This window comes from Paraliobacillus sp. JSM ZJ581 (genome assembly GCF_044383835.1).
Lineage (GTDB): Bacteria > Bacillota > Bacilli > Bacillales > Amphibacillaceae > Paraliobacillus.
In genome coordinates this window covers 1-17,103 of record NZ_JBISEP010000002.1, presented here as the reverse complement: position 1 = coordinate 17,103, position 17,103 = coordinate 1, and the positions used below count along the sequence as shown (strand labels likewise).

At 35.8% G+C, this 17,103-nt stretch carries 15 protein-coding genes; 13 read left to right on the top strand and 2 right to left on the bottom strand.

Annotated elements, in window-relative coordinates:
• Positions 1-16: 16 nt before the first annotated feature.
• From ACH6CY_RS01800 to ACH6CY_RS01790, 3 genes are all read left to right on the top strand, one after another.
• Positions 17-1,321, top strand: a complete 1,305-nt coding sequence (locus ACH6CY_RS01800; protein WP_374065518.1) for an HD domain-containing protein — start codon at positions 17-19, stop codon at positions 1,319-1,321.
• Between the two features lie 37 nt (positions 1,322-1,358).
• On the top strand, positions 1,359-1,850 hold the full coding sequence (locus ACH6CY_RS01795; RefSeq protein WP_374065517.1) for a YwgA family protein: 492 nt from the start codon (positions 1,359-1,361) through the stop codon (positions 1,848-1,850).
• 619 nt (positions 1,851-2,469) lie between these two features.
• Complete coding sequence (locus tag ACH6CY_RS01790) at positions 2,470-2,982, top strand: YwhD family protein (protein ID WP_374065516.1); 513 nt, start codon at positions 2,470-2,472, stop codon at positions 2,980-2,982.
• 78 nt (positions 2,983-3,060) lie between these two features.
• Here the strand turns inward: ACH6CY_RS01790 and ACH6CY_RS01785 are convergent, their stop codons facing one another.
• Positions 3,061-5,052, bottom strand: a complete 1,992-nt coding sequence (locus tag ACH6CY_RS01785; protein WP_374065515.1) for a transglycosylase domain-containing protein — start codon at positions 5,050-5,052, stop codon at positions 3,061-3,063.
• Between the two features lie 199 nt (positions 5,053-5,251).
• On the opposite strand from ACH6CY_RS01785, the gene speE reads away from it, so the two are divergent.
• The 5 genes from speE to ACH6CY_RS01760 all read left to right on the top strand — a co-directional run bounded on the left by speE (position 5,252) and on the right by ACH6CY_RS01760 (position 10,743).
• Positions 5,252-6,079, top strand: a complete 828-nt coding sequence (gene speE, locus ACH6CY_RS01780) for a polyamine aminopropyltransferase (protein WP_374065514.1) — start codon at positions 5,252-5,254, stop codon at positions 6,077-6,079.
• 276 nt (positions 6,080-6,355) lie between these two features.
• Positions 6,356-7,228 carry an agmatinase gene (speB, locus tag ACH6CY_RS01775; RefSeq protein WP_374065513.1) on the top strand — a complete coding sequence of 291 codons (873 nt, stop codon included), beginning with the start codon at positions 6,356-6,358 and terminating at the stop codon, positions 7,226-7,228.
• A 245-nt stretch (positions 7,229-7,473) separates the two neighbouring features.
• Complete coding sequence (locus ACH6CY_RS01770) at positions 7,474-7,911, top strand: YwiB family protein (protein ID WP_374065512.1); 438 nt, start codon at positions 7,474-7,476, stop codon at positions 7,909-7,911.
• Positions 7,908-9,578, top strand: a complete 1,671-nt coding sequence (gene argS, locus ACH6CY_RS01765) for an arginine--tRNA ligase (RefSeq protein WP_374065511.1) — start codon at positions 7,908-7,910, stop codon at positions 9,576-9,578. Before ACH6CY_RS01770 ends, argS begins: the two co-directional genes overlap by 4 nt.
• A gap of 382 nt (positions 9,579-9,960) precedes the next feature.
• The gene (locus tag ACH6CY_RS01760; protein ID WP_374065510.1) at positions 9,961-10,743 is read left to right on the top strand and encodes a GNAT family N-acetyltransferase; all 783 of its coding nucleotides are present in this window, start codon (positions 9,961-9,963) and stop codon (positions 10,741-10,743) included.
• A 2-nt stretch (positions 10,744-10,745) separates the two neighbouring features.
• On the opposite strand, the gene ACH6CY_RS01755 is transcribed toward ACH6CY_RS01760, so the two are convergent.
• Positions 10,746-11,927, bottom strand: a complete 1,182-nt coding sequence (locus ACH6CY_RS01755) for a phospholipase D-like domain-containing protein (RefSeq protein WP_374065509.1) — start codon at positions 11,925-11,927, stop codon at positions 10,746-10,748.
• Positions 11,928-12,111: 184 nt separating this feature from the next.
• Between ACH6CY_RS01755 and ACH6CY_RS01750 the strand changes: the two genes are divergently transcribed.
• The 5 genes from ACH6CY_RS01750 (at position 12,112) to ACH6CY_RS01730 (ending at position 16,862) form a co-directional block, all read left to right on the top strand.
• On the top strand, positions 12,112-12,702 hold the full coding sequence (locus tag ACH6CY_RS01750; RefSeq protein ID WP_374065508.1) for a P-loop nucleotide/nucleoside kinase family protein: 591 nt from the start codon (positions 12,112-12,114) through the stop codon (positions 12,700-12,702).
• A 138-nt stretch (positions 12,703-12,840) separates the two neighbouring features.
• Positions 12,841-13,398: a DNA-directed RNA polymerase subunit delta gene (gene rpoE / locus ACH6CY_RS01745; protein WP_374065507.1), complete on the top strand. Its 558-nt coding sequence runs from the start codon at positions 12,841-12,843 to the stop codon at positions 13,396-13,398.
• 166 nt (positions 13,399-13,564) lie between these two features.
• Positions 13,565-15,160: a CTP synthase gene (locus ACH6CY_RS01740; RefSeq protein ID WP_374065506.1), complete on the top strand. Its 1,596-nt coding sequence runs from the start codon at positions 13,565-13,567 to the stop codon at positions 15,158-15,160.
• A 276-nt stretch (positions 15,161-15,436) separates the two neighbouring features.
• Positions 15,437-15,805, top strand: a complete 369-nt coding sequence (locus ACH6CY_RS01735; protein ID WP_374065505.1) for a response regulator — start codon at positions 15,437-15,439, stop codon at positions 15,803-15,805.
• 199 nt (positions 15,806-16,004) lie between these two features.
• The gene (locus ACH6CY_RS01730) at positions 16,005-16,862 is read left to right on the top strand and encodes a class II fructose-bisphosphate aldolase (RefSeq protein WP_374065504.1); all 858 of its coding nucleotides are present in this window, start codon (positions 16,005-16,007) and stop codon (positions 16,860-16,862) included.
• Positions 16,863-17,103: the final 241 nt, after the last annotated feature.

The window sequence follows — 17,103 nt, the reverse complement described above, 5'->3', positions numbered from 1 at the left end:
AAGAAAGGGTTAATATATGTACAAAGATGAGCAATTAGAAGAAGAAAAAGTATTTAAAGACCCAGTACACCGGTATATTCATGTCAAAGATCGTGTGATATGGGATTTGATTGGAACAGCCGAATTTCAACGATTACGTCGAATTAAGCAGCTTGGAACATCTTTTCTCACCTTTCATGGTGCAGAGCATAGTAGATTTAATCATTCATTAGGTGTTTATGAAATTGTCCGCCGGATTTTATTTAATTTTGAAGGTCGAAAACATTGGAACAAAGAAGAGCGACTACTCTGCCTTTGTGCTGCACTTCTTCATGATTTAGGGCATGGTCCGTTTTCCCATTCTTTTGAGAAGGTGTTTAAGTTAGATCATGAAGCATTTACGAGACAAATCGTTCTTGGGCACACAGAAATTAATTATGTTTTGCGTCAAGTAGAAGAAGGTTTTCCGCAAAAAGTTGCGGATGTGATTAATAAAACATATGAAGATAAATTAGTCGTTAGTTTGATCTCAAGTCAAATAGACGCTGACAGAATGGATTATTTACAACGTGACGCTTACTTCACCGGTGTAAGTTATGGTCATTTTGATATGGAGCGAATTTTACGCGTGATGCGTCCAATAGAAGACCAAGTGGTCATAAAACATACCGGGATGCATGCAGTAGAAGACTATATTATGAGTAGATACCAGATGTATTGGCAAGTATACTTTCATCCAGTTAGTCGAAGTGCAGAGGTGATATTATCAAAAATTCTCCACCGGGCAAAACATCTGTATCAACAAGGCTACCAATTTTCATTACAACCAACACATTTCTTATCGTTCTTTTCAGGTAATGTTTCTTTAGAAGAATACTTACGATTAGACGAGTCTGTTGTGTTGTATTATTTCCAAATGTGGATAGATGAATCAGATGAGATATTAAGTGACCTCTGTGTGCGATTTACTAATCGGAAATTATTAAAGTATATTGAATTTAACCCGAATCTACAGATGAGCGAGTGGATGGAACTTTATCAGCTGTTCAAACAAGTCGGAATTGATCCTGAATATTACTTAGTCGTTGATTCCTCTTCTGATTTACCATACGATTTTTATCGACCGGGAGAAGAAGGAGAACGTTTGCCGATTTATTTATTTATGCCAAACCAAGAATTAAAAGAGCTGTCAAGACAATCAGATATTGTTGAATCCATTTCAGGAAAGAAGCGAACAGATCATAAGCTGTACTTTCCAATGGATTTTATAGAAGCGTTACCTGATGATCAATTAGAAAAAAATAAAATTAAGACGATCTTAGGATTAGCTGATACGGAATAGATTGTGAAACTAAGCTTGGAATAGGGGTTGTTTTTCGATGTTAGCAAATCATGCGAAGTTAATGCTATTCTTCAAGAATGCAGAGGAAATTGTAGGGCGTAAAAAGCTACAGAAAATGATATATATTTTAAAAAAATGTGATATTCCTTTTGAGGAAAAATATGAATTTCATTTTTATGGACCATATTCAGAAGAACTGACGCTTCGGATAGAAGAACTATGTAATTTAGGATTTATTTCAGAAGAAAAAGAAAAAAAGAGCAATTATTATCAATATCGATATACGGTTACTGAAGCAGGAGAGGATTTCCTCGGACATTCTGTGGTAGAGTTGCCTCATTGTAATGAAATGATTGAAAAAATGAAAGAGAAAAGCTCAAGATTTCTTGAATTAGTATCTACGATGCTATATTTTGATCACTTATCAAAAAAAGAAATCGAACAAAAAGTACAAGTCGTAAAGAAAAGCTCCAACTACACAGACGCGGACCTGCGAGCGGCCTGGCAATTCATTGCAGAGTTAGGATAATGGGACAGGGGGTTAGTTCCCTCGTCCCATTTTTGAGATTGAAGCAAAGTTGGGAAAAGCGTAGAAGGTCAATTGAGAGGTAGAAATCTACAAGCTTTACGCTATATTACATTTTAGGAATTATCGGAATCTTATTTATTAATGCTATACCTATTTTGCAAAACTACCACACATTAGAATAAAAGGTTTGTCATGCACATACTCAAAAGCTTCTATCAATATATGAAGAACGTTAAATTTATTATTGACTTCACTGTTATGGTTGGCTTAGCTACTATTAGCTTTCTACATACCATACTTAATGATAATCGTTTTGGTCTATGATGACGCAGTTAACTTAGTCAGTAACAAGCCACACCCACCATCCAATTATGTTCCAATGGGAAGTGATTACTTAGGCTATAGTATTAAAGATCAGTAATCAAAATACACGATTTTATTTGCTACATCGATTAGCTTTTTATTAGCGACCCCATGCACTCTCTTCATAAATAAAAAATGGCGATGCTGGATTTTACTATTTTCCTCTTGCAGCAGTTTCACCTGACCCTATCTCCCCATTTATGCTACAATACATGTGAATAAAATGTTAAGTTATATATTGGAGGTACAATGTACGATGGAAAATAAGAAGAATAATGCTTTTACAATAATGAAAGATGATTCGACAGATGGACATGGTGGCTATGGCGTAGGATCAATCAGCTTAGAAAATATTTCTCCGGTCATTGTCGATCCGAATGAACATCGAGCATTTGTTGATATGGGGGCAATGCATGCGCGCAGTGAAGTAGAGCGTAGAGTAAAATTCATCCCGAATAAAGCTGACGTACCAAATGGAAAGTTGTATTGGATCGTTTGGGTAACGGTTGAGCGCGGACAAAATGGTCCGTATTATCATGGTGTGGCAGGGAGTGAAATCCGTGTCGACCGTTCAATTAAGCGTGCCTTTAAATCAATGCCAGAACATGTGACACATATGGAAAAATCGATGAAAGGTCATGTAATTGTCGATCATATGGACGATGCTTCAAAGAAACTACTAGCTGATTTTTTACGAGAATTTAATCCGGATATGTGGAAGAATGCTTCTGAAGAACTGCATCAAGCATTACCTGAGGCTAATGAGTAAACAACAAATCTTACAACGTAAAAACTGTAATAGGTGTTTAAAAAAAGTAAAAGGTTCTCCTAATTTGAAGGGGAACCTTTAATCATGTGGACGGTGCATTGAGCAATACGTTGTTGGTTCTGTCCCCTCGACAAAATACATCAGGCGACTTGTTGTACAGTAAGCACTAGCTAACTCTCCGCTAATAGGATCGACATAAGCAGCTACGATTCCTTTTGGTGCAATAAAGCTATCTATCTTCCCGTCTGAACTTTTCTCCATAACAGAAGCCCAAATGTTTTTGGCTGCTTGCTTATCTACCGTTTTACTGATCGTTCGATTATCATCATACCCATTCCATACTCCTATTGTTAAGTCAGGGCTATAACCAATCATCCAACTATCTGACTTTGTTGAACCTGATTTACCAGCATAAACATTTGTGAGTTCAGAAGCAATTGTCTCACCAGTTACATGCATATAACCATTTAACGTTGAATCAAACATTCCTGTCATTAATTGCGTCAAAATAAACGTAGCTTGCGGATCGAGCACTTGTTTCTGCTTTGATGGTTCATGTTGATAAATCACCTCTCCATCAGCCGTCTCTATTTTTTCAATCGTATATGGATTTAGAGATTTCCCGCCATTTGCAAGCATGCTATAAGCAGTAACCATTTCTTTTATATTGACAGAAGCTGTTCCAAGAGCCAAAGAGGGAACTGGCTTTAGGTTACTTGTGATCCCAAATGTTTTAGCAGTTTCAACCAATCGCTCAGGTGTAAGGAACAAGTTTGTTTTTACTGCATAGACATTATCACTTACTGCTAGTGCTTGGGCTAAAGTTACTTCTTTATCTGCATAATAGCCATTATAATTACTAGGTTGATAACTCGTTCCGTTTTCCAGCATGAACGTTGTTGGCTGACTCATCAGTGTAGTTGTGGCTGTATATCCATTGGTTAAGGCAGAGTAGTATAGAAAAGGTTTAAAAGTAGAGCCAGCCATTCGATTAGCTTGTGTTGCACGATTAAAAGGACTTTTTGTATAATTTCTTCCCCCGATTAAACCAAGCGTTGCCCCATTTGTAGGGTCCATTACGATTGCTCCAACTTGTAACTCACTATCTTTTGGGATCGACTCGCTTGCCGCTGTTTGAAGTGCTTTTTGTTTTTTTTGATCAAGTGTCGTGTACACACGGTATCCAGCTGTTCTAATTGTTTGTATATCCTTTTTTAAAATCGATTGTAATTCACTCATCACAATGTCTTGAAAATAAGGTGCCAAGTTTTTCACTTGTCCTTTATGTTTTTCGTAAACAGTTATATGTTCATGTGAAGCAAGAAAGTGCTTTGACTGATTAATTTTTCCTTCCTTTAAAAGTGAGGTTAATATTTTCTCCTGTCTTTGTTTTGCTTGTTTCATATGAGTAATGGGTGAATAGTAACTTGGACGATTTGGAATACCTACTAGTAGTGCTGTCTCCGCTAATGATAAATCACTATTTGATTTCTGGAAATAAAATTGACTAGCAGCCTCAACACCGTATACACCATGTCCGTAATATATCGTGTTTAAATAACCTTCTAATAACGTATCTTTATCATAAAATAACTCTAAACGAATTGAATGAAAAGCTTCTTTTAATTTTCTGCTCCATGTTTTTTCGTGAGATAAATAAAGATTTCTTGCATATTGCTGTGTGATTGTGCTAGCTCCTTCTTCTAAAGCAAGCGACCTTAGATTAATCATTGTCGCACCAAGCATTCGTTTAAAATCAAAACCGTTATGTTCATAGAAACGTTTATCCTCTGCATGAATCGTTGTATCAATTACTTGTTGATCAATCTGCTCTAGCTCAAGCCAATCTCTAGTCTCAATTGTTTTTTCTTGGCCAATCTCCGTACCGTCTGAACTGAAATAAATCGTAGGTTGAGCAGTAGATAAAGATGGCGGACCAAGTAATAAAGCATACGTATAAATACCGATAATGAACAAACAAATCATGCTAGTAAAGGAAAGCAAAATAAATAGTGTCCAAGCGAATGATTTGTGTTTCAATCGGTTTAATAGTGGTGTTTTATTAATCATTGTAAAGAATACTCCTTTGGGTCAAACGATTATGATAGTATCATTATGGCAATTATTGTTGATAATTAAACACGATCATTGCGGAAGTTTTTTGAAAAAAAGTATTGCTTTTTCTGTCAAATTATCTAAAATTAATTTGTTCCAAATAAAAAAACTTAAAAATATAAAAGAAATAAACAAAATAAAAGGAGATAGCATAATGGATTTATGGTTTACTGAGAAGCAAACAAAAAATTATGGAATTACTGCCAAAGTAAAGCAGACACTATACACAGAACAGACAGATCTCCAATCATTAGCGATAATAGAAACTGCTGAATGGGGGAATATGTTAGTTTTAGATGACATGGTGATGACGACGCAAAAGGATGAGTTCGTTTACCATGAAATGATGGTGCATGTTCCACTGTTTACTCACCCAAACCCCAAGCATGTCCTTGTTGTTGGCGGCGGAGATGGTGGTGTAATTAGAGAAATTTTAAAACATCCATCGGTAGAAAAAGCCGTATTAGTAGAGATTGATGGGAAAGTTATTGAATCTTCTAAAAAATACTTACCTGAAATAGCAGGTAAATTAGATGATCCACGTGTTGAAGTAAAAGTTGACGACGGATTTAGCCATATTGCAGAAAGTGAAGCTGCTTATGATGTTATTTTGGTAGATTCAACAGAACCAGTTGGTCCTGCGGTGAACTTATTTACGAAAGGCTTCTATGATGGGATTGCTAAAGCGCTAAAAGAAGATGGGGTTTTTGTTGCTCAATCAGATAATCCTTGGTTTAAGGCTGATTTAATTCAACAAGTGTATCAAGATGTGAAAGAGATTTTTCCAATTACTAAAATCTATACAGCGAACATTCCTACTTACCCAAGTGGACTATGGACTTTTACAATGGGAAGCAAAACATACGATCCATTAAGTATAAAGGCTGATCGCTTCCGCAAAATAGAGGCAAAGTATTACACAGAAGAGCTGCATTATGCTTGCTTTGTTTTGCCAAAGTTCGTGAAAGATTTAACTGAATAGACCTGTGGAAATATGTTCATACAAGAATAGTCAAATATTTGATTGTCAAGCTTCGCAATGAGTTACCTTGAGCGGATGCCGGATACTGCGACGGGAAAAGCATATGTCTTGAGACGCTAGCAGGAAGTGGTTTTTTTGAGGAGACTCCAGACATACTCGAAAAAAGTGTCCGTCAACAGTGAAAGGTAATGTAGTTACCAAAGCTAGCAATTTGTAAATGAGTAAGAATGAATAGGCTGAAAAGAAGCTTAAACATATTTTGCGAGGAGGGGTAGCATGCGTTTTGATGAAGCATACTCAGGTAAAGTATTTATTATGTCTAGACCAAGATTTGAAGAATCAAAAGCGGTAATCTATGGCATGCCAATGGATTGGACAGTTAGTTTTCGGCCTGGTTCACGCTTTGGCCCAAATCGAATTCGCGAGGCATCATTAGGTTTAGAAGAATATAGTCCTTACATGGATAAGCATTTGGAAGAAATAGCTTATTTTGATGCGGGAGATATCCCGTTGCCATTTGGAAACGCTAAGCGTAGTATCGATCAAATTTATAATTATGTAAAATATTTATTAGATCAAGATAAATTCCCGCTAGGACTAGGAGGGGAGCATCTTGTTTCTTGGCCAGTATTTCAAGCAATGTATGAAGAGTACCCGAATCTTAAAATTATTCATATTGATGCTCACGCTGATTTAAGAGAAGCATATGAGGGTGAATCACTTTCTCATTCTACACCGATTCGAAAAGCATGTGAGTTAATTGGTCCAGCAAATGTGTACTCATTCGGTATCCGTTCAGGCATGAGAGAAGAATTTCAATATGCTAAAAATAATGGCATGTACATGGCTCGTTATGAAGTGGCAAAACCATTAGCAGAACTATTGCCTGAATTAGCAGGACAACCTGTTTATGTCACCATTGATATTGATGTCTTAGATCCAGCGTTTGCACCTGGAACTGGAACAGCAGAAGCAGGAGGAATCAGTTCAAAAGAATTACTAGAGGCTATACAATTAATTGCACAATCTGATATACACGTAGTAGGAGCAGATTTAGTTGAAGTCGCACCAAATTATGATCCAACCGAACAAACATCGATTGCTGCAAGTAAATTTGTACGGGAAATATTATTAGGATGGGTAAAGTAAGAAACTACTATCTACAAAATGTCTCTTTTACTAAAATCAATCTAACAAAGTAAAACGTGTTTCTGCTTACTTAGGTAGAAGCACGTTTTTTAAATTAAATATGGCATATTGCCTCAACTACATTTCCTCCTCATAAGAATTGTGATAAACTTTTACAACGACTTAAAAAAATCAATAGAATCACTTGTGTTTCATTCGATTCATTCCTATACTAAATGTTATGTAAAAGATAAAGGAGATGTAACATGAACGGCCAACACATCCCTGTTTCCATTCGATTAGTGACTGAAATTAAGGAATTAGGAGAAAAAGCAGTGACAGTCGTGGAAGAATCAGGCTCTTTTATGCAAAGAGGAAATATCGCAGTACTTCGTTTTGAAGAACAACAAGAAGAGCAAGAAAAGATTGATTCGCTTATTACAATTTATAATGATAAAGTAAGTATCAAACGAACAGGTACAATTGACATGCATCAACAATTTAAAAAGAAACAATGGACAGAGAATGTATATCGACATGCCTTTGGTACGATTCATATGGAAACACATACGGATCAAATTACGTATCAAGAACTAAAGCACAATCAAAAAGGAAAACTATTTATTAGTTACACGACAAAAATAAATGGAGAAGGAAATCGGAGACACCGATTAACACTAACTTTTAAGGAGGTCACACAATGAACAGTGTACAGCACATAGAAGAAACATTGAAAACTGAAATTAAGCAAGCTGTTATACAGGCAGAGCTTGCAGCAGAAGATGAATTACCTACTATTGTATTAGAAAAACCAAAAGAAAAAGCCCATGGTGACTACGCTACTAACATTGCGATGCAACTTGCTAAAATTGCTAAAAAAGCACCACGTCAAATCGCGGAAGACATTGCTAACCATTTAGACAAACAGAAAGCAGCAGTCATTAAAATTGAAATAGCGGGTCCAGGCTTCATTAATTTCTTTATGGATAATAGCTACCTAACTGATTTAATTCCAGTGATTCTAAAAGAGCAAGAAACGTTCGGTAAAACGAATAAAGGTAACAATCAAAAGGTACAAGTGGAATTTGTATCTGCGAATCCAACAGGTGATTTACATTTAGGGCATGCTCGTGGCGCAGCAGTAGGGGATTCGTTGTGTAATATTCTGTCTGCTGCTGGATATAATGTGGAACGCGAATATTATATTAATGACGCAGGAAACCAGATTAACAATTTAGCTATTTCTGTTGAAGCGCGTTACATGCAAGCTTTAGGAAAAGCCTGGTCAATGCCAGAGGATGGCTATCATGGAAAAGACATCATTGCTTTAGGTGAAGAACTTGCTACAACTTATAAGGATGAATGGGTCAATAAGCCAGAGGAAGAGAGATTAGCATTTTTTCGCTCATATGGTTTAAAATATGAATTAAAAAAATTAGCAGCCGATTTAGAGCAGTTCCGTGTCACATTTGATCACTGGTTCTCAGAAACGTCTCTATATGAAGAAGGAAAAATCGAACCTGCTTTAGATTTGTTAAAAGAAAAAGCGTACACGTATGAAGAAGAAGGTGCTACTTGGTTCCGAACGACTGACTTTGGTGATGATAAAGACCGTGTGTTAATTAAAAATGATGGCTCTTATACTTACTTAACACCAGATATCGCTTATCATAAAAATAAATTAGACCGTGGTTTCGAAACGCTTATTAATATTTGGGGAGCAGACCACCATGGGTATATCCCAAGGATGTGTGCAGCAATTCAAGCGCTTGGCTATAAAGCAGATACGTTAGAAGTAGAAATCATTCAAATGGTAAACCTATTTGAAAATGGGGAAAAAGTTAAAATGAGTAAGCGTACTGGAAAAGCAGTGACTTTACGTGAGTTAATGGAAGAAGTCGGCATTGATGCGATGCGTTACTTCTTTGTTATGCGCTCGAGTGATGCACATTTAGATTTTGACATGGATTTAGCAAAATCGGAGTCCAATGATAACCCGGTTTATTATGTACAGTATGCACATGCAAGAATTTGTACGATGCTTCGCCAAGCAGCAGAAAAAGGTTTTGCAACAGATGGCGCGTTTGATGCTAGTTTGTTAGGAACCGAAAAGGAAGAGGATCTGTTAAAACAATTAGGAGCATTTCCGCAAGTGATCGCTGATGCTGCTACGAATCGCACACCGCATCGCATGACACAATATGTTTTTGAATTATCATCTAATTTGCATAGCTTCTATAATGCAGAAAAAGTATTAGATGCCGAACATCCAGAACGTACGAAAGCACGATTAGCCTTAATGCAAGCGGTGCGTATCACAATAGCGAACGCCCTAGATCTTATCGGCGTATCCGCTCCAGAAAGCATGTAATAATAAGCGCTTCTCTTTTGAGGAGTGCTTTTTTTTGATGTATATTTGGCGTTGGTAGGGGGATTTTGGTGAGATGATATTGTGAGAGCTTTTATCATAATGAATCCTTAGTTACCGTATTTATTGTAAATTGACCAGAACAGTAACTTAACGCTATTTTAAGTGCCCGTTCTCACGAGTAACCTTTGTACTCGATAGCTTAGCCCTTCTTAAATGACCGGGATAACAGTAAATGCCTTCGTTGATCATATATATCAGCATGATGTCACAAAGGACCGTTTTAAAAAAAGATTTTTCATCCCTAAATTTATCTTTCCATTTTAAAAGAATGGTGATAAACTAATTCTCAATATACAAATACACGTTGAGGAGGTTATTAGCTGTGATTCGAAAGCTAACGATTGAAGATGATCAACATGTTCAAGCATTGATTCAACAAAAACCAGCAGAAAATTTGTTCATTATTGGAGATATTGAAGCATTCGGTTATGAGCAAGATTTTCAAACCATTTGGGGAGACTTTGATAACGGCAACTTGCGTGCGATTTTATTAAAGTATGAAAAAAATTACATCCCATTTGCAATTGGAACCTTTGATGCAGAGGGTTTTGCGGAAATTATAAACAAAGATACGAATCAACCGATGTTGTCTGGATTAAAAGAAATTACAGCACAGCTTGAGCCTTACTTAACTATTACGTATCAGCAAAAACGAGAAACATATTATGCTAAGCTAACATCTACAGATCACTTGCCATCACTTGACATAGCCTCCGTTAAATTACTCGCGACAAAAGATGTAGATCGGTTAGGAGATTTTTTATCACAAATACCTGAATTTTCCTCGCTTGTTTTTAATTCCGAAAAAAAGCGTAGAAATATTAAAAAAGGTGTAACAAGAGGGTATTATATTGAATCGGACGGTAAAATTATTTCTTCTGCTTCAACAGCAGCGGAAAATACGAAATCGGCTATGGTTGTTGCTGTTGCCACTTTAGAAGAGAATCAGAAAAAAGGATTAGCAACACAGTGCTTAACAAAGCTATGCAAAGATATTGTTACAGAAGGAAAGCAGTTATGTTTATTTTATGATAACCCCAATGCTGGTAAGCTGTATAAACGACTCGGGTTTAAAGATATCGGGTTCTGGATGATGTATCAGTAATCTTATAATAGTCGATGAAACAACCGGCTGATTATGCTAGCAATTTTTGTGGATACAGGCATCTGTTGAATCGCTTTTTCTGTGAGTTGATAGCTATCAGCAAGATCGTTTGAAAAAGCCTTGTTTACCGGTTCAATTAGTTTTTGGTTGGTTACGATCAAATTGACCTCTTGATTATACAAGAAGCTGCGCTGATCAAAATTAGCAGTACCGATATCACACCAAGTATGATCGATGAAAATAACCTTTGTATGATAAAATCCATGGTTATAATAATAAACCGATGCTCCATGCTTAATTATCTTTTTTAAAAAAGGTAGTGCAGCAGATTTAACAAAAAGGTGGTCTGCTTTTTCTGGTACGAGAACAGTAAGCTTTACACCGCGCCCTAGTGCCGCCATTAAACTTAAAAAAACACGTTTAGTAGGGATGAAATAAGGTGAACCGATAATAATTGAATCGTTTGCTTGATTAATCCAGTCAATCATGTTTATCTCAAGCTGTCCTGCTTCAGTAATTGCTAATGCACTATTGTTTTCTGTTGCACATTTGTTATTACTCGTAGGTGCTGGTCCTTTCTCTTTCCAATCATAAGAAAAAATTTCTTCCATAACTCTTGCTAAGTTAGGTTGAGACAATCGAATATGATAATCCTTCCAATGGCCTAATTTTTGATCTGCACCTAAATATTCTTTCCCTACATTAAAGCCACCTAAATAAGAAATTTGTTGATCAATGATAGCGATCTTTCGGTGATTCCTTCGATTAAGTTGATAAAATAAAAAAGGAAACTTGGGCTTATTCGCTTTTTTAACCTTAACACCAGATAACTTTAAACGTTGAAGGTATTTTCTTTTCACCTTAAGCACACCAAGCCAATCCATTAACAAAGAAACTTGAACGCCTGATTGTGATTTCGTCTGTAATATACGAAAAAATTCTTGACTGATCGCGTCATTACCTACAATAAAAAAGCAGATGTGGATGGTTTTTTCTGCCCGCATAAGATCTTTAAAAAATAAATCGAAAAATTGCTTTCCTTCTGTCATTAATTTCATATCGGATACGTTTGTTTCATATGAAAAAACAGGCGCTTTTTTATTAAAATATTTTTTTCCAAGCCGAAAATCAATCCAAATGAATAAAATGATAAGTAATATAATTGCTGTTATCCAAATAAGCATAGTGTCTTTCTCCTCGTAGTAACCTGTTATATCGATTAGAGCGTAATAATTTTCAAAAAATTATTAGCTTGTGTAGAATGGTTATAGCTTTTCCGATTTTTTGAAAAATATAAAAAGAATACTTTTCTTTTTTCATAAGAATGCGTTACTATAAAACTAATTATTTGATGAGGTGGTGTATGTCGTGCAAAAGTTAGTATTTTTTGTTGGAGTAGCAGGTACAGGAAAAACAACAGTGGCAAAGTCAGTTGCTGCACAAATTCCTTGCGCCTTTCTTGATCGTGATACAGTAGGTGGTCGATTTGTAGAACGATTTTTAGAAAAAGAAGGATTAGATAAAAATGATCGAGATTCTGACTTTTATAAAGAACATTTGCGAGACTTAGAATATGATACAACAAAAGATATATGTATTGAAAATTTAGCAGCTGATCAAAATGTATTTATGATTTCTCCGTTCACCTCAGAATTAAAAAGTAAGCAATGGTTAAATGAAGTATTAGATCTCAGTGGAAAATCTCGTGAAAGTGTAGATGTGAAAGTAATCATTGTTACACTAGATGATATCGATAAACAAAAAGAACGAATAGAAGATCGCGGAACAGTGCGTGATACGTGGAAATTAGAAAACTGGGATAGCTATGAAGGAAGAGTGAAATTTGTTCCAACAATTAACTGGGATATACCAGCGGATCATAAGTATATTTTTGATAATTCAGGAACGTTGTCTGACGAAAAGATTGCTACTTTAGTACATTTCATTCAAACGTCCTAACTCTTTGCATAGCAAATATTGCATTTTACTATTCATACCAATATAATATACTGGAGTAATATAAAGTTGCCATGTATTAGTGAAATAATCTGGTACATAAACTCGGATAAATAATACAATAGAGGGAGTGCTTTGACGGTGAGTTTGAATACCTATAGCCGCGAAGAATTAAAAGATATTTCAATGATTGAGTTAGCTAGAATGATTCTAAAAGAGGAGAATAAGGCATTAAATTATCAAGAAATTTATCAGAAAATAGTCGAATACAAAGCATTTAATGAGGAACAACAACAAGAATATTTGTCTCAATTTTATACAGATTTGAATATTGATGGACGTTTTTTAAGTATCGGATCAGGCCAATGGGGATTGCGTGACTGGTATCCTTTTGAACAAATTGAAGAAGAAATCAGTGCGGCTCCTAAGAAAAAGAAAAAGAAGAAAAAAGCAACGAAAAAACCGAAAAAAGAATCGTTATATGATGACACAGAAAAGGATATTACTGAAGAAAACCTTGACTTTGAACAATCAGATATTAGTGAAGAAGATACTGATTTTCAAGATCTAGGCAATGATGACGAAGACGATGCTGAAACGTTTGATGAAGATTTTGATGCTTATGATGACGAAGTTTACGATGAAGAGGATGAAGAGGATGATGAGGAAGACGAAGAAGAAGAGGATGAAGACAAATAAATTGTGCTTGACTTTTTTTCAGGAGATAAGTAATATTTAGTTTGGGCTCTATCATTTAATTTTCAAATTAAATCGAACGTCCCCCTATATATTTAGGGGGACGTTTTTTATTGTTATGCAGGGCATGATATATACACCTATTAAAAATAAGAAAGAGGGATGTAAATTGACTAAATATATTTTTGTAACTGGTGGGGTTGTGTCATCGATAGGAAAGGGAATCATTGCAGCTTCATTAGGGCGTTTATTGAAAAATAAAGGATTAAGTGTTACTATTCAAAAATTTGACCCCTATATTAACGTTGATCCAGGAACAATGAGTCCTTATCAACATGGTGAAGTATTTGTAACAGAAGATGGGGCTGAGACAGACTTAGATTTAGGGCATTATGAACGTTTTATTGATATTAATCTAACGAAATACAGTAACATCACAACTGGAAAGATATATTCAACGGTTATAAAAAAAGAACGCCGTGGTGATTACTTAGGTGGTACCGTTCAAGTTATTCCACACATTACAAATGAAATTAAAGATAAAGTGTTTCAAGCCGGGAAACAAACGAATGCAGATGTTGTTATTACAGAAATTGGTGGAACTGTCGGAGATATTGAATCATTACCATTCCTTGAGGCAATTCGTCAAATTAAAAGTGATATAGGTAAAGAAAATGTGATGTATATTCATACAACATTAGTACCTTATATTAAAGCAGCGGGCGAATTAAAAACAAAACCGACACAGCACAGTGTGAAAGAATTACGTTCATTAGGAATACAGCCGGATGTAATTGTTTTACGTACAGAAATGGATATAAGCCAGGAAATGAAAGAAAAGATTGCGTTATTCTGTGATATTAATGAAAGAAATGTAATTGAATCAGCAGATGCAGAAACGTTATATCATGTGCCATTAGCTTTACAATCTCAACACTTAGATCAGATTACTTGTGACCACTTCGGCTTGGATTGCCCACCAGCAGATATGGGGGAATGGGTTGATTTGGCAGAACGAGTAAAGAATTTATCAAAAACAGTAACGATTGGATTAGTTGGAAAATACGTGGAATTGCCAGATGCATATATTTCTGTAGTAGAAGCATTAAAACATGCGGGCTATGATTTTGATTCAGAAGTGAACGTAAAATGGGTGAATGCAGAAGAGCTAACTCAAGATAATGTAAAACAATCCTTAAATGATGTGGATGGTATTCTTGTTCCTGGTGGTTTTGGTGACCGAGGCATTGAAGGTAAAATCGAAGCAATTCGATACGCTCGTGAGTCAAAAACACCATTCTTAGGGATTTGTTTAGGTATGCAATTAGCAACAGTGGAATTTGCACGTAACGTACTTGGATATGCTGATGCCCATTCCGCAGAGATAAATCCAGAAACATCACATCCAATAATTGATTTACTTCCTGAACAAAAGGAAATTTCCGATATGGGTGGAACGCTTCGTTTAGGAGTATATCCTTGTCGCTTAAAAGAAGAAACGAAAACACGTGAAGCTTATCAAGATCAAACTATTATTTATGAGCGTCATCGTCATCGTTTTGAATTTAATAATCAATACCGTGATCAAATGGAAGCAGCTGGGTTTGTTTTTTCAGGTACAAGTCCGGATGGAAAATTAATTGAAACGATTGAACTAGAAGACCATCCGTGGTTTGTTGCATCACAGTTTCATCCAGAATTTAAATCGCGCCCTACAAGACCTCAACCGCTATTTAAAGGTTTTATCGAAGCAGCTGTCAAGTAACCTTTTTAAAAAAATGAAAACGAATGATAATGCTATTAAACGCATCATCATTCGTTTTTTTGTGATTAAATGTAATATTTTATACGAATATTTTGGTTTTTATCCTATAAAATAGAATCAATTGGCAGGAAAAAGATAACATATATCGAAATAGATTGATAGTGAGTTTTTTGTGGCTAGGGAGAAGTTCGTCGATTCAAAAATCAAAATGTGAAATCGTTAACAAATCTAAGAGGTGAGACAGAGCCAAAAAAGAAATGAGGATGGTGCTTATTGATGGATGATTATGTATTGATTGTAGATGACCAAATTGGCATCCGTATATTACTTGAAGAAATTATTAAAAATGAAGGTTATGAAGTGTTAAGTTGTGAAAGTGGTGCAGAAGCATTGGAATGTATACAAAGAAAAATACCGAGTTTGTTATTAACGGATTTCTGGTTACCTGTGATGAATGGTGCTGAATTGATTGAACGGATCGAACAGCAAAATATCTATATCCCTACGATTGTGATGAGTGGTCTACCAGAAGAAGCGAAAGAAAGGACCTCTCATTTACAGTCAATTCATCAAATTCTAGCCAAGCCATTTAATGTAACACAAGTGAAACAACATATTCAAACTAGATTGAAAAAAACAAATTAATAGTAAGTGGACATAGATAAAATCGTTTATTTCATAAAAAAGTCAAAAAATAAAATAGTAAACGATTACAAATGATAAGTATTGTTGCACCTTTTTGTTGAAGTTGGTATTCTTATATTGTATCCAATCAACGAATATTTTTGACTGGCTATAGGGAATAGTATTTTTATCTTTATAAAATATCTAAGGAGGAACATTCATGCCATTAGTATCAATGAAACAAATGTTAGAAGATGCAAAAAAAGGCGGCTATGCTGTAGGACAATTTAACTTAAACAATTTGGAGTATGGCCAAGCAATTCTACAGGCTGCAGAGGAAGAGAAGTCTCCAGTTATTATTGGTGTTTCTGAAGGGGCAGCTCGCTACATAGGTGGCTATAAAGTAGTAGTAGCGATGGTGAAGTCATTAATGGAAGAGTACGGCACAACTGTACCGGTTGCTATTCATTTGGACCACGGTTCAAGTTTTGAGCAATGTGCAAAAGCGATTCATGCTGGATTTACTTCTGTTATGATCGATGCGTCTCACGATCCATTTGAAGAGAACGTAGCAACAACATCAAAAGTAGTAGAACTTGCTCATTTCCACGGTGTTTCTGTAGAAGCAGAATTAGGAACTGTTGGCGGACAAGAAGATGACGTTTCAGGAAGTATCATTTATGCTGATCCTAAAGAATGTCAAGAGCTTGTTGAGCGCACAGGAATTGACTGTTTAGCGCCAGCATTAGGTTCTGTACACGGTCCTTATAAGGGGGAACCAAACTTAGGATTTAAAGAAATGGAGGAAATAGGTCAAGCTACTGGACTTCCTTTAGTACTACACGGTGGAACTGGTATTCCAACTGCCGATATTAAACGCTCTATTTCTTATGGAACATCAAAAATTAACGTAAATACAGAAAACCAAATTGCTCAGGCAAAAACAGTTCGTGAAGTTTTAGCTGAACAACCTGAACAGTATGATCCACGTAAATACTTAGGACCTGGCCGTGACGCTATCAAGGAAACAGTTATTGGTAAAATGCGCGAGTTCGGTTCATCTAACCAAGCAAAATAATTAAACATATCATAAAAGCCATTCCTATTCGGAGTGGCCTTTTTCTGGTTCTACGTCAAATCACGTTGGTGAGTCAGAATAGTCAACTGAATTATTTTATGTTCGCGTCCTAAAGTAGCTAAGCTGCTTTAGGACGTGTTTTGTTTTTCATTCGTTTATTTGTAGTTCTTTCTACTGGTTTGAATTTAAAGTGCAATAGTATTCGGTTTTTGTAATTTGTAAAATTGCGATAGCCATAGGC

Excerpts from the sequence above, each read along its gene's own strand:
- argS (WP_374065511.1), top strand. The coding sequence starts at position 7,908 with ATGAACAGTGTACAGCACATAGAAGAAACATTGAAAACTGAAATTAAG.
- speE (WP_374065514.1), top strand. The coding sequence starts at position 5,252 with ATGGATTTATGGTTTACTGAGAAGCAAACAAAAAATTATGGAATTACT.
- ACH6CY_RS01730 (WP_374065504.1), top strand. The coding sequence starts at position 16,005 with ATGCCATTAGTATCAATGAAACAAATGTTAGAAGATGCAAAAAAAGGC.
- ACH6CY_RS01790 (WP_374065516.1), top strand. The coding sequence starts at position 2,470 with ATGGAAAATAAGAAGAATAATGCTTTTACAATAATGAAAGATGATTCG.
- speB (WP_374065513.1), top strand. The coding sequence starts at position 6,356 with ATGCGTTTTGATGAAGCATACTCAGGTAAAGTATTTATTATGTCTAGA.
- ACH6CY_RS01785 (WP_374065515.1), bottom strand. The coding sequence starts at position 5,052 with ATGATTAATAAAACACCACTATTAAACCGATTGAAACACAAATCATTC.
- ACH6CY_RS01795 (WP_374065517.1), top strand. The coding sequence starts at position 1,359 with ATGTTAGCAAATCATGCGAAGTTAATGCTATTCTTCAAGAATGCAGAG.
- ACH6CY_RS01770 (WP_374065512.1), top strand. The coding sequence starts at position 7,474 with ATGAACGGCCAACACATCCCTGTTTCCATTCGATTAGTGACTGAAATT.
- ACH6CY_RS01735 (WP_374065505.1), top strand. The coding sequence starts at position 15,437 with ATGGATGATTATGTATTGATTGTAGATGACCAAATTGGCATCCGTATA.
- ACH6CY_RS01800 (WP_374065518.1), top strand. The coding sequence starts at position 17 with ATGTACAAAGATGAGCAATTAGAAGAAGAAAAAGTATTTAAAGACCCA.
- ACH6CY_RS01755 (WP_374065509.1), bottom strand. The coding sequence starts at position 11,927 with ATGCTTATTTGGATAACAGCAATTATATTACTTATCATTTTATTCATT.